The sequence below is a fragment of the Bradyrhizobium sp. genome (assembly GCF_016462955.1).
Taxonomy (GTDB): Bacteria; Pseudomonadota; Alphaproteobacteria; order Rhizobiales; family Xanthobacteraceae; genus Bradyrhizobium.
In genome coordinates this window covers 1-13,359 of record NZ_JAEMSD010000158.1, presented here as the reverse complement: position 1 = coordinate 13,359, position 13,359 = coordinate 1, and the positions used below count along the sequence as shown (strand labels likewise).

Here is a 13,359-nt window from a genome sequence, read left to right as displayed (position 1 = left end):
AATGCACGTTCGACATGCTGATGGGGAAGGCGAAGCAGAAGTTCCGGCAGAATCCGCGCAAGTCCTGGTACGACCAGGTCAACGACATCTCGACCAACGGCGACCTCGAGGTTTCCTTCAACCTGAAACGGCCGCAGCCTTCGCTGCTGGCGCTGCTCGCCTCGGGCTACACCCCGGTCTATCCCTGCCATGTCTCGCCGGCGGAGATGCGCACCAATCCCATCGGAACCGGCCCCTTCAAGTTCGTCGAGTTCAAGGCCAATGAATCCATCAAGCTGACCCGCAATTCCGATTACTGGCGCAAGGGCCGGCCCTATCTCGAGGGCATCGAGCTCACCATCATCCCGAACCGCTCGACCGCGATCCTCGCCTTCGTCGCCGGCAAGTTCGACATGACGTTTCCGACCGAGGTGACGATCCCGCTGGTGAAGGACGTCAAATCGCAGGCGCCGAACGCGATCTGCGAGATCGCGCCGACCAACGTGTCGACCAACATCATCGTCAATTCGTCCTCGCCGCCGTTCGACAACGTCGACATCCGCCGCGCCATGGCGATGGCGCTGGACCGCAAGGCTTTCATCTCGATCATGTTCGAAGGTCAGGGCGACATCGGCGGCACCATGCTGCCGCCGCCGAACGGCCTGTGGGGCATGCCCAAGGAGATGCTGGAGGCCATTCCCGGCTACGGCCCCGACGTGAAGGCCAACCGCGAGGAGGCGAAAAAACTGATGCAGAAGGCCGGCTATGGTCCGGACAAGCATCTCGCCGTCAAGGTCTCCACCCGCAACATCCCGATCTATCGCGATCCCGCGGTGATCCTGATCGACCAGCTCAAGTCCATCTATATCGACGGCGAGGTCGACGTGGTCGAGACCGCGAACTGGTTCCCGAAGGTCGCGCGCAAGGACTACATGATCGGGCTCAATCTCACCGGCAACGCCGTGGACGATCCCGACCAGTCCTTCTACGAGAACTATTCCTGCGGCTCGGAGCGCAATTACACCAATTACTGCAACAAGGATATCGAGAAGCTGTTCGACGTGCAGTCGCAGGAGACCAATGTCGAGAAGCGCAAGAAGCTGGTCTGGGACATCGACAAGAAGCTGCAGGAGGACGTCGCACGCCCCATCGTCTTCCACAGCCGCATGGGCAGCTGCTGGCAGCCCTACGTCAAGGGCCTCACCGTCATGACCAACAGCTCCTACAACGGCTATCGCTACGAGGATGTGTGGCTGGACAAATAGCCCACCCCACGCGCGGCTGACGGGTTCGACGGGAGGCGGTGCATGTTTGCCTATCTGGTGCGGCGCCTGTTGCTGATGCTCGTGACCCTGTTCGGGATCTCGATCGTCATCTTCTTCCTGCTGCGCATCGTGCCCGGCAACATCGTCGACATCCTGTTCGCCGCCGCCGGCTATGTCGATCCCGCCGACAAGGCCAACCTGGAAAAGGAGCTCGGCATCGACCGGCCGCTGATCGTGCAATATTGGCACTGGATCAGCGGTTTCCTGCGCGGCGACTTCGGTTACTCCTACGTCTCGGAGAAACCGGCGCTTCAGGAAATCCTGCCGCGGATCCCGATCACGGCAAAGCTCGCCGGCCTTGCGCTGCTGTTCTCGGCATCGATCGGAATTCCGCTCGGCGTCATCAGCGCGGTGAAGCAGGGGACGAAACTCGATTACGCACTTCGCGTCGTCAGCCTCAGCGGATTGTCGCTGCCCTCGTTCTGGCTCGGCCTGCTGATCCTCACCGCGTCGGTGGCGATGTTCAATCAGATGCCGATCTTCAATCCCAATCCGCAGAGCTGGCTCGAAGCGTTCGCCACCTATGCCGTGCCGGCGGCCGCCGTCGGCTTCCGCAGCGCGGCGCTGACCATGCGCATCACCCGCTCCTCGATGCTGGAGGTGCTGAGGCAGGACTATATCCGCACCGCCCGCGCCAAGGGCGCCTCGGAAGCGGCAGTGAACTATCAGCACGCGCTGAAGAACGCGATCCTGCCCGTGATTACCGTGATCGGCATCGAGGCGGCGTTCCTGATCGGCGGCCTGATCGTCACGGAGACTGTGTTCAACATACCGGGCGTCGCGCGCTATCTGGTCGAGGCGATCCGCTGGCGCGACTATCCGATCGTGCAGAACCTCGTAATGTTCATCGCCGTCGTGGTGGTGTTCGCCAATTTCGCCGTCGACATGCTCTACGCGGTGTTCGACCCGCGGATCAGGTACACGGATTAGCTGCATGAGATCCGAACAATCTGACGCGACGGCGGTGCTCCACCTCTCCCGTAGGGAGAGGTCGGACCGCATCGAAAGATGCGGTCCGGGTGAGGGGTTACACTCCGTCCTGAGCCCCCTCACCCGGCGCTGCGCGCCGACCTCTCCCCGATGGGGAGAGGTGTTCCTGCCCGCGGAGAGGTAAATGGCCGCGATTGACTTCGACGTCGAACTCCGGCGGGCCGGGGCATATGCGACCGGCGGCTGGCGACGCGTGCTGTTCATGGCGCAGCGGCATGTGCTGGGCGCGGCCGGGCTCGCCATCATGACATTGTTCGTGCTGACCGCGATCTTCGCCGATGTCATCGCGCGTTATGATCCGCTGACGGTCGATTCGGCCCGCGCGCTGGCGCGCCCGAGCTGGGCCCACTGGATGGGCACCGATTCCTTTGGCCGCGACGTGTTCAGCCGCATCATCCACGGGGCGCGGATCTCGCTGGCGGTCGGCATCGGCTCGACCGCGCTCGGCGGCATCATCGGCGTGATCGTCGGGCTCACCTCGGGCTATCTCTCGGGCTGGGTCGATCTCGTGTTCCAGCGCGTCTCCGACGTGCTCCAGGCGCTGCCATTGCTGGTGCTGGCGCTGATCATGACCGCGGCTCTCGGACCGTCCCTGCCGAACGTCATCATCGCCATCGCCATCCCGCTGATCCCGACCGTGTCGCGCGTCATTCGCGCCAATACGCTGGCGCTGCGCGAGCAACCGTTCGTCGAGGCCGCCAAATCGATCGGCATGAGCGAGATGCGGATCGCGCTGCGCCACGTGCTGCCGAACACGCTGGCGCCGCTGATCGTGCTCGCCACCGCGCAGCTCGGCTCGACCATCCTGACCGAAGCCTCGCTGTCCTTCCTCGGCCTCGGCATTCCCGAGCCCTATCCGTCGTGGGGACGCATGCTCTCCGAATCCGCCGCCGAATATGTCCGTACCGCGCCGTGGCTGGTGATCTTTCCAGGCATCGCCATCAGCCTCGCCGTGTTCGGCGCCAATCTGTTCGGCGACGCGCTGCGCGACATCCTGGATCCGAGGCAGCGCGGCTGATGGCTGATACATCCGATCTCGTGCTCGACGTGAAGAACCTGAAGACGGTGTTCTTCACCAATTCCGGCCTGTTCAAGGCTGTCGACGATCTCTCCTTCAGCGTGAGGCGCGGCGAAGCGCTGGCGATCGTCGGCGAATCCGGCTGCGGCAAGAGCGTCACCGCGCTGTCCTTGATGCGGCTCGTGCCCGATCCGCCCGGCCGCATCGTCGGTGGTTCCGTCACGCTCGAAGGCACCGAGCTGCTGGCGCTGGATGAGGCGCGGATGCGGGCGGTCCGCGGCAATCGGATCTCCATGATCTTCCAGGAGCCGATGACCTCGCTCAATCCGGTGATGCGGATCGGCGACCAGATCGTCGAGGCCGTGCGGCTGCACCGGAACATCACGTCGAAGGAGGCGCAAGGCATCGCGGTCGAGATGCTGCGGCTGGTCCGCATTCCCGAGCCGGGGCGGCGCGCACGAGAGTATCCGCACCAGCTCTCCGGCGGCATGCGCCAGCGCGCGATGATCGCGATGGCGCTGGCCTGCCGGCCGGCGCTGCTGATCGCCGACGAGCCGACCACGGCGCTCGACGTCACCATCCAGGCGCAGATCCTAGCGCTGATCCTCGATCTCCAGAAGGAGCTCGGCACCGGGCTCGTGCTGATCACGCACGATCTCGGCGTGGTGGCACAAACCGCGCAGCGCGTCATCGTGATGTATGCGGGGCGCAAGGTCGAGGAGGCCAGCGTCGAGGCGTTGTTCGCCGCACCGAAGCACCCCTATACGCGCGGAATGATGGCCTCGATCCCGGCCGTGCCGGCCTCCGGCGTCCCCGCGCAGGCGCGGCTGAACGAAATCCCCGGCACGGTACCGTCGCTGGTGCGATTACCGAAGGGCTGCGCCTTCGCGCCGCGCTGCAAGCTCGCCATCAAACGGTGCGAGGCGGAATATCCGCCGCTAGCGGACTGGGGCAGCGGTCATCTCGCGGCGTGCTGGCGCGCGGAAGACGTCGCGGAGGTGGCATGACCGAAGCGCTGCTCGAAGTCACCGACCTCAAGAAATATTACCCGGTGCGCGCCGGCGTGCTGCGTCGGCAGGTCGGCACCGTCCACTCGGTCGACGGCGTCTCGTTTTCCGTTCATGCCGGCGAGACGCTCGGGCTCGTCGGCGAATCCGGCTGCGGCAAATCGACGGTGGCGCGCAGCGTGCTTCGCCTGGTCGAGCCGACCTCGGGCCGAATCCGTCTCGACGGCGAGGACATCACCCGCCTCTCCAAGGCGGCCCTGCGCCCGCACCGCCGCTCGATGCAGATCGTGTTCCAGGATCCCTTTGCTTCGCTCAATCCGCGCATGAATGCGGGCGACATCGTTGGCGAGCCGCTTGCCGTGCACGGCCTTGCGACTGGCAAGGCGCTGGAGGCACGCGTCGCAACACTGTTCGAGCAGGTCGGATTGCGGCCCGACCAGATGCGTAACTTTCCGCATCAATTCTCCGGCGGCCAGCGCCAGCGCATCTGCATCGCGCGCGCGCTGGCGCTGGGGCCGCGCCTGATCGTCTGCGACGAGCCGGTGTCCGCGCTCGACGTCTCGATCCAGGCGCAGGTGATCAACCTCCTGATCGACCTGCAGCGACAGCATGGCTTTTCCTACCTCTTCATTGCGCACGATCTCGCCGTGGTCGCCCATATCAGCCACCGCGTCGCGGTGATGTATCTCGGCCGCATCGTCGAGATCGCCGGCAAGGACGAGCTGTTCCGCAATCCCAGGCATCCCTACACGCAGGCGCTGCTCGCCTCAGTCCCCGTGCCCAACCCGCTGGCGAAGAAGCTCGCGCCACTGGTCGATGGCGACGTGCCGAGCCCGGTCAATCCACCGTCAGGCTGCGCATTCCACACCCGCTGCCGGTTTGCGATGGCGCGATGCAAAACGGAACGACCGGCGCTGCTGGATGCCGGCGACGGGCATCAGGTGGCGTGTCTGCTCAATGAGGGAACGGGGCAGGGCCAGTAGGGCGCAACGCCCGGATCACCGGCCAGGCCGCGAGCGCGGCGGCGAGGTGCTTGAGCGTGTGGCCCGAGACCATGTGCCCGGTCGCTTCAAACAGCGTCACATCGCCCAACTCGAGAAGCTTGGCGAGCACATAGAAGAAGAGCACGCTGCCGAGCGGCACGCCGATTGCGCCGGGCCGCGGGCGCGTCAACGCGAGGCCCACGGCGAGAGCCATGCCGCCGTACTGCACGACCGCCCAAGGCGTGAGATTCTCGCGGGCCACCCAGGCCGCCAACGGGCCCGCGATCATCGTCAGCACCAGCACCGCTTCGCCGGCACGCACGCTGATGCGTTCACTGGCGGCGATGCCCAGAAATCCCGCGAAGGCCACCGCCATGCCGAGACGATCGGCCACGAGCCGCTGCGGCAGGTCGGGGTCGAGATGATAGAAGCCCGAGCCAATGCAGGTGAGGATCAGCCCCACGAAGAACCAGCTCGCCCCGACGGGCGCAGGATGACGGGCGCGCAGCCGCTCCGAACCCCATACGCCCATGGCGAGGAAGGCGAGATTGCTCAGCACATCGCCGGCGTTGGGCACGCCGAGCCACGCGCGGCTGTCGACGTAATGCGGGATGTGCCAGGCCGAGGCAGGCAGCACTGGCGCCAGCAGCGCGGTGAGCGTCAGGACGAGGAGCGCACCGCCCAGGTATTTTTCGCGGGCATCCAGCCGGCCGACTGCGAAGCGGCGCGCTGCTGAAGGCAGCCTGGCAGGGGTCGCTCCTACGGGGTGATCGACGGGCAGCATGCGCAGCTCCAATGATTGAACATCGTTCAATATTGGTAGCGCATGATTGAACAATGTTCAATGTGCCCGAAAAGAAGTTCTTGTGAACCGGTAACTGGCAGAAATAGCTGGATTTTCGTTCGATCTGCCTCGCGTTGCTTCGCGGCTGGCCATTGTGGGGAGGCTACCCCGCACCGATCTCCGCCACGATCCGGCCCGTCGTGACCTGCTCGCCCTCGGCGACGTCGATCGCGCTGACCACGCCGTCGATGCCGGCCTTGTGGACGTGCTCCATCTTCATCGCCTCGAGCGTCAGCACCGGCTGGCCGGCGGCGACGCGGTCGCCCGGTTTGACCAGGACGGCAACGACGCGGCCGTTCATGGCGGCGCGCACCTTACCGTCGCCGCCATTCGTTGCGGCCGCCTTCGGCGCAGCGAGGGTGAGATCGATGATGGCGAGCGGAATGCCCCGGTGCTGGAGATAGAGTCGATCTCCATCGCGCAGGAATTTGGCGCTGTCCATCACGCCGGCGTGACGGAAGCGGACGGCATCGGGATCGAGTTGGTCGATCTCGAATTTGTCTTGGCGGCCTTCGGCGGCAACAATGTAGCTGCCGTCGCGCTCGCGCGTGATGTCGAGCTCATGCGCATGACCGGCGATTTCGATTTTCGCCGGCAGCGGAAAGGTGGCGGCAAGGCTCCGCCCGCTTTGCCACGATGGCGCGCGCGGGCTCGTGACGTAGAGCAGCAGACCTGCGACCGCCGTCTCGAACGCCGCGTCTGCATGCGAAGCAAGGAGCTCGTCGCGATGCGCTCCGATGAACGCCGTCGTCGCTTCGCCCCTGGCAAAGCCGGGATGACGTAGACACGACAGCAGGAACGCCTGATTGGTCGTCACACCCAGCGCGGTGAGCTGCTCGAGGCCGACGATCAGCCGCCCCCTCGCCTCCTCGCGCGTGGCGCCATGGCTGATGACCTTGGCGATCATGGAATCGTAGAACGGCGGGATCTCCGTGCCCGACTGCAGCGCGTGCTCGACGCGGATGCCGTCCGGCACCTGCCAGCGCACCATGCGGCCGGATTGCGGCATGAAATCCTGCGATGCATCCTCCGAGCACAGCCGCACCTCGATGGCGTGACCTTCGAAACGAATGTCCTGCTGTTTCACAGGCAACGGCTCGCCGCGGGCGACGCGCAATTGCAGCTCGACGAGATCGAGCCCGGTGACGGCTTCCGTCACGGGATGCTCGACCTGCAGGCGCGTGTTCATCTCCATGAAGTAGAACGCGCCGCTGGCATCGAGCAGGAATTCGAGCGTGCCGGCGCCCTCGTAGCGCAGCGCCTTCACCGCGGCGACCGCGACCTCGCCCATCCTGGCTCGCAGCTCCGGCGTCACGGCGGGCGACGGCGCCTCCTCGATCAGCTTCTGGTGCCGCCGCTGCACCGAGCAGTCGCGCTCGCCGAGATGGATGGCATTGCCGTGGCTGTCGCCGAACACCTGGATCTCGATGTGGCGCGGGTTCTGGATGGCGCGTTCGAGGATGACGGTGGGATCGCCGAACGCGGCTTTCGCCTCGGAACGCGCACTGCGCAGCGCATCGGCAAACGAGGCCGCGTCGGAGACCAGCCGCATGCCCCGGCCGCCGCCTCCCGCGACCGCCTTGATCATCACGGGAAAGCCGATCCTCCTGGCTTCGGCGAGCATGACCTCGTCGCCCTGGTCCGCACCTTGGTAGCCGGGCACGCAGGGCACGCCGGCCTTCTTCATGATCTCCTTGGCGCCGGCCTTGTTGCCCATCGCCTCGATCGCCTGTGGCGACGGGCCGATGAAGACGAGACCGGCATCCTTGCAGGCCTGCGCGAAGTCTTCGTTTTCGGCGAGGAAGCCGTAGCCGGGGTGAACGGCATCGGCGCCGCTCGCCTTGGCCGCGGCAATGATCGCGGGAATGTTGAGATAGGATTGCGCCGGCAGGGCTTCGCCGATGCGCACGGCCTGATCCGCCTGCTTCACATGGAGCGCATCGCGATCCGCATCCGAATAGACGGCGACGACACCGAGGCCGAGTTTTCGCGCGCTCCGCATCACGCGGAGTGCAATCTCGCCGCGATTGGCGACCAGAACCCTGAAGAACGGCCGGTGCTGCACTGATCCGTTCCTCATGGGCGGGCCACCGAGAATTGCATGCGCTGCGGCGTGCGCGCATCGCCCTCGCGGCAGATCGCGAGCACTTCCGACAGTACCGCGCGGGTGTCGCGCGGATCGATCACGCCGTCGTCGAGCACGCGGGCGCTGGTCGAGAACACGTCCATCTGCCCATCGAACACGCCGATGATCTCAGTCTTCATGGCCTCCAGTCTGTCCTTCTCCATCGGCTTGCCGCGCCGCGCCGCGGCCGCCTCGGTCACGATCGCCATGGTCTCTGCGGCCTGCTCGCCGCCCATCACGGCAGTCTTGGCGTTTGGCCAGGAGAAGCAGAAGCGCGGATGGAAGCCACGACCGCACATGCCGTAATTGCCGGCACCGAACGAGGCGCCGCAATAGATGGTGATCTGCGGCACCGTCGCCGAGGTGACGGCCTGGATCATCTTGGAACCGTGCTTGATCATGCCGGCCTCCTCATAGGCCTTGCCGACCATGTAGCCGGTGGTGTTGTTGAGATAGAGGATCGGCGTGCGGGTCTGGCAACAGGCCTGGATGAAGTGCGTGGCCTTGTTGGCGCCGGCGGGATCCAGCGGGCCGTTGTTGGTGATGATTCCGATGGCCTGCCCTTCGATGCGGGCATGGCCGCACACCGTGGCGGGCCCGTAATTCGGCGCCATCTCGGTGAAGTCGGAATCGTCGACGATGCGCGCGATCACCTGTTTCATGTCGACGGGACGCTTGTGGTCCATCGGCATGATGCCGAGCAGCTCGTCCTGGTCGTAGCGCGGCGGCTTGAATTGCGCCGGCGCTTTGCCGGGCCGCTCCCATTCCAGCGCCGCCATGATCTCGCGCGCGATCCGCAGGGCATCGCGATCGTCTTCGGCGAGATAGTCACCGAGGCCGGAGATCTGCGTGTGCATCTCGGCGCCGCCGAGCTCTTCCTCGGTCGCGATCTCGCCGGTGGCGGCCTTCAGCAGCGGCGGCCCCGCGAGGAAGGCGCGGGTGCGGCCCCGGACCATGACGATGTAGTCGGACAGACCCGTCTGGTAGGCCCCGCCGGCCGTAGACGAGCCGTGGGTGACGGTGACGACCGGCAGGCCGGCGGCCGACAACCGCGCCAGGTTACGAAAGATGTTGCCGCCGCGGACGAAATCCTCGACGCGGTAGCGCAGCAGATTGGCGCCGGCGCTTTCGACCAGCTGGACATAAGGCAGCTTGTTCTCCAGCGCGAGCTCCTGCACCCGCAGGGTCTTGTCGAGGCCATAAGGCTGCAGCGCACCGGCATCGATGCCGGCGTCATTGGCGCTGACCATGCAGCGGATACCCGAAACGAAGCCGATGCCGGCGATGACGCCGCCGCCCGGCACGCTCTTGTTCGCATCCGGCACATCGAACATGTAGCCCGCAAGCGTCGACAGTTCAATGAAGGGCGCGCCGGGATCGAGCACCAGCGCGACGCGCTCGCGCGGCAGCAATTGTCCGCGCTTGTGGAAACGGTCCTTTGCCGCGGCAGATGCTGCGCGCGTCCGCTCTTCGAGCGCGCGCATGCGGTCGATCAGGCCGAGCATGCCGTCGCGGTTGGCCTGGTAGGCGGCGCTGCCGGGGGAGATGGTGTTTTCGAGGATGGACATGACAGACCTTGATCGTCATTCCGGGGCACGCGAAGCGTGAACCCGGAATCTCGAGGTTCCGGGTTCGATGCTGCGCATCGCCCCGGAACGACGGGGATATTCAGCGATTCGTCCCAAAGATCTTCCGCGCCTCGGCGGGGCTCGCGATCTCGCGCCCCGCTCGCCTTGCGCAGGCGGCGACAGCTTCGATCAGCTGCCCGTTCGAGGTCACCTTCTTGCCGTCGGCGAGATAGAAGGTGTCCTCGAGGCCCGTGCGCAGATGGCCGCCGAGCTCGGCGCAGCGCTGGTGCAGCGGCCAGATCTCCTCGCGGCCGATGGCGGTGACCTGGAAATGCGCTTCGGGCCGCTTCAGCTTGATCAGGATCGGCAGCAATTCAGGGTCGGCAGGCATGCCGGAAGCGACGCCCATGACGAAATTGTATTCGAGCGGCCCCTTGTACATGCCGACTTGGGTGTACATGCCGACGCAGCGGACAATGCCGACGTCGAAGCACTCGAACTCCGGGATGGTGCCGACCGCGTTCATGACGTCGAGATAGTCCTTCACCTTCTCGACCGCATTGTCGAACATCATCGGCGGCCAGGCCCAGCTGTTGTCGGCCTTCACCTTCAGATAGTTCAGCGAGCCGGCGTTGCAGGCGGCAATCTCAGGCTTCGTCTCGCGGATGCAATCGAGCGCGCCGGAGTAGTTCGGCCCTGACACGCCCGAGGTGTGGTTGATGATGACACCGGGGCAGGCTTCGCGGATCGCCTGCTGGATCTCCTTGCTGACCGCAACCTCCCAGGACGGCAGGTGTCCCTTGCCCGGCGCCTGCTGCCGCAAATGGATGTGCATGACGGAGGCGCCGGCGTCGAATGCAGCCTTGGCCTCGCGCGCCATCTGCTCGGGCGTCACGGGCACGTTGTGCTGCTTGGGGTCGGTGAGCACGCCGTTCAGCGCACAGGTGATGACGGCCTTGTCGGTCATGCCAAGATATCTCGCACGTTGAGAATTCAACGCTTGCGATCATGTGACGCGAGGCATGCGGCTTCTTGCGCGGAGAAGCTGGGAAAAACGACGAATTCGTAGGGTGGGTTAGCCGAAGGCGTAACCCACCACTGCCTGCCTCCGTGGAAATTGAAGAGGTGGGTTACGCGAGCAGCTGCGCTTCGCGCATCTGATCGGCTAACCCACCCTACGAAGTTACGAAGCCTCCGCCATCCGCACCGTCTCGGTGCTGCGATAGATCGCAAGGTCGCGCGAGCCGACGAAGATCGCGCGCGGCTTCAAGCCGTAGAAGCGACGGATCGAGTGGCTGAAATGCGTGGAATCGGGATAGCCGATGTCCTGCGCGAGATGGGCGAGGTTGAGGTCCTGGTTGGCGAAGTGCAGTAGATGCCGTGCGCGCTTCCAGGCGCGGAACGAGCGGAAGGAGATGCCGGTCTCTTCCTTGAACAGATGCAGGAAGCGCGAAGCCGAGAGGCCCGCCTCCGCCGCACACGTATCCGCCGTCACCGGCTCGCCGGAGAAGCGTCCGATGCGGGCGACCGCACGCATCACGCGGGGATCGAGCACGCGGCGCGGCAGCGCTTCGCCAAAGCACATCTCATCGAACTCGGCGGTGGTGATGTCGCCGTAGCGGCGCTGGCGCAGCAGCGCGTAGGCGGCGAGAATTTTACGGGCGTAGAAGGCCTTGTCCGGACCGCGCAGCCGCTCGGCCAGCGCCTCGATCACGCCATCCGGCACGCTCTCCGGCTCCAGCGTCACGCTGACGACGGTGCGATAGTCGCTGGCGATGGTGTGCCGCTGGTTCGGCAGGGTCACGACCAATTCGTCCGAGGTATGGACGTCGTCGACGGTCAAATGCAGACTGCCCTTCACCGCCACATAGACGTGGCAGCTACCGGGGGTGCGCTTGCGGGGACGGCCGAGCAGCCCGGCATAGAAAACGCGCTCGGGCGTGATCAGCATCAAATGGTCGGATTCGCGACCTTTATCTTCCATTGGGATCCTCCTCGCGCGGCTCTCTGGCCGCTGCGGACGGAGGTCACCTTAGCGGAAATTTGGGCGCTGTCACGGTGGGATAGCGCTGTCATCGAAACATGTTGCATCGTTCCAGGGCGGTCGCAGACCGAACCTCAGGTGCGCAATTGCGCACTGGGGAACCTCGAGTTTCCGGGTTCGATGCTGCGCATCGCCCCGGAATGACAACCTGATAACTTACTCCCGCACCCTTGGCGCAACATTCTGCTCGGCACCCGCCTTTTGCTCCGCAGCAACGGCGCGCTTGAAGCCGTCGCGCTGCTGGAGGCGTGCCCAATAGGCTGCGACATTTGGCCCAAAATCCTTGGCCAGCCCGATGTTACTCGCCAGGCGAAGCGCGTAGCCGATGACGATGTCCGCGGCGGTGAAGCGGCCGGCGCACAAAGTTTCGGCATTTGCAGTCGCTGCCTCCACGGCTCGCAGGCGTCCCAGGAACCATTTGGCGTAGTCGCCGGCAACCTGCGGATTGCGCCGTTCCTCCGGCTCGAGCTGGCTGTATCGCAGCACCAGCGTTTGCGGGAAGGTTAACGTGGCGTCGCTGAAATACATCCAGTTCAGGAAGGCGCCATAGGCGGGATCCTCGGGACCGACCATCAACGGCGTCGGGCCGTATTTGATGCCGAGGTAATGGCAGATGCCGGAGGATTCCGTCATCTTCGTCTCGCCGTCGACCATGAAGGGAATCGTGCCGAGCGGATTGAGCGCAAGGTACTCCTTGGCGAAGACGCGCGGCGGAAACGGCAGCATCTTCAATTCGTACGGCAGCTCCATCTCCTCCAGCATCCAGAGCGGACGGAACGAGCGCGCAGCGTCGCAATGATAGAGCGTGATCATCAAGCACTCCCTTTGCTGCCGGGCAGCGTGCCCATCATCTTGCACAGCACCATCAGCATGACCTCGTCGGCACCGCCGCCGATCGAGGTCAGGCGGCTGTCGCGATAGGCGCGGCTGACCGGCGTCTCGTTGGTAAAGCCCATTCCGCCCCAATATTGCAAGCAGGCGTCAGTAAGCTCTCGGCCGAGCCGGCCGGCCTTGAGCTTGGCCATGGTCGCAAGCCGCGTCACGTCTTCGCCCGCCACCAGTTGCTCGGCGGCGCGATAGATCAGCGCGCGCAGCAGCTCGACCTCGGTCTGCATCTCCGCAAGCTTGAAGTGCACGACCTGGTTGTCGAGGATGCTCTGGCCGAAGGCTTTGCGGTTGCGGGTGTACGCGATGGTCTCGTTGATGATGTATTCGTGCGACTTCAGGCAGGCCGCCGCGCCCCATAGCCGCTCCTCCTGGAACTGGATCATCTGGTAGGTGAAGCCCTTGCCCTCCTCGCCGATCCGGTTGCGCTTGGGCACGCGGACATTATCGAAGAAGATCTGCGCCGTGTCGGAGGAGCGCATGCCCATCTTGTCGAGTTTTCGCGCGACAGTGACACCCTTGCTCTTCATGGGCACGCAGATCAGCGACTTGTTGCGGTGAACCGGACCATCGCCGGTGTTGGCGAGCAGG

The 13,359-nt window shown here is 65.1% G+C and carries 12 protein-coding genes; 5 read left to right on the top strand and 7 right to left on the bottom strand.

Annotated features, from left to right (window positions below):
* From JHD07_RS17655 to JHD07_RS17635, 5 genes are all read left to right on the top strand, one after another.
* Positions 1–1,244, top strand: a 1,244-nt coding sequence (locus JHD07_RS17655) for an ABC transporter substrate-binding protein (RefSeq protein ID WP_291624441.1), incomplete at its 5' end; no start/stop codon positions are given.
* Between the two features lie 42 nt (positions 1,245–1,286).
* Positions 1,287–2,234: an ABC transporter permease gene (locus JHD07_RS17650; RefSeq protein WP_291624440.1), complete on the top strand. Its 948-nt coding sequence runs from the start codon at positions 1,287–1,289 to the stop codon at positions 2,232–2,234.
* 184 nt (positions 2,235–2,418) lie between these two features.
* On the top strand, positions 2,419–3,312 hold the full coding sequence (locus tag JHD07_RS17645; RefSeq protein WP_291624439.1) for an ABC transporter permease: 894 nt from the start codon (positions 2,419–2,421) through the stop codon (positions 3,310–3,312).
* Positions 3,312–4,319 (top strand): ABC transporter ATP-binding protein, encoded by a 1,008-nt coding sequence (locus JHD07_RS17640; RefSeq protein ID WP_291624438.1) that lies wholly within the window; start codon positions 3,312–3,314, stop codon positions 4,317–4,319. The genes JHD07_RS17645 and JHD07_RS17640 overlap by 1 nt, the downstream gene beginning before the upstream one ends.
* Entirely contained in the window at positions 4,316–5,302 is a 987-nt protein-coding gene (locus tag JHD07_RS17635) for an ABC transporter ATP-binding protein (protein WP_291624437.1), read from the top strand. The genes JHD07_RS17640 and JHD07_RS17635 overlap by 4 nt, the downstream gene beginning before the upstream one ends.
* On the opposite strand, the gene JHD07_RS17630 is transcribed toward JHD07_RS17635, so the two are convergent.
* The 7 genes from JHD07_RS17630 to JHD07_RS17600 all read right to left on the bottom strand — a co-directional run.
* Complete coding sequence (locus JHD07_RS17630) at positions 5,274–6,086, bottom strand: hypothetical protein (RefSeq protein ID WP_291624436.1); 813 nt, start codon at positions 6,084–6,086, stop codon at positions 5,274–5,276. The two genes, JHD07_RS17635 and JHD07_RS17630, sit on opposite strands and share 29 nt — an antisense overlap.
* Before the next feature lie 163 nt (positions 6,087–6,249).
* The gene (locus JHD07_RS17625) at positions 6,250–8,226 is read right to left on the bottom strand and encodes an acetyl-CoA carboxylase biotin carboxylase subunit (RefSeq protein ID WP_291624435.1); all 1,977 of its coding nucleotides are present in this window, start codon (positions 8,224–8,226) and stop codon (positions 6,250–6,252) included.
* The gene (locus tag JHD07_RS17620; protein ID WP_291624434.1) at positions 8,223–9,839 is read right to left on the bottom strand and encodes an acyl-CoA carboxylase subunit beta; all 1,617 of its coding nucleotides are present in this window, start codon (positions 9,837–9,839) and stop codon (positions 8,223–8,225) included. The genes JHD07_RS17625 and JHD07_RS17620 overlap by 4 nt, the downstream gene beginning before the upstream one ends.
* Positions 9,840–9,939: 100 nt before the next feature.
* Entirely contained in the window at positions 9,940–10,806 is an 867-nt protein-coding gene (locus JHD07_RS17615) for a 3-keto-5-aminohexanoate cleavage protein (RefSeq protein WP_291624433.1), read from the bottom strand.
* Positions 10,807–11,022: 216 nt separating this feature from the next.
* Positions 11,023–11,823, bottom strand: a complete 801-nt coding sequence (locus tag JHD07_RS17610) for an AraC family transcriptional regulator (RefSeq protein WP_291624432.1) — start codon at positions 11,821–11,823, stop codon at positions 11,023–11,025.
* 216 nt (positions 11,824–12,039) lie between these two features.
* Complete coding sequence (locus JHD07_RS17605) at positions 12,040–12,696, bottom strand: glutathione S-transferase family protein (protein ID WP_291624431.1); 657 nt, start codon at positions 12,694–12,696, stop codon at positions 12,040–12,042.
* On the bottom strand, positions 12,696–13,359 hold a 664-nt coding region (locus JHD07_RS17600; RefSeq protein WP_291624430.1), incomplete at its 5' end, for an acyl-CoA dehydrogenase. The genes JHD07_RS17605 and JHD07_RS17600, both read right to left, overlap by 1 nt.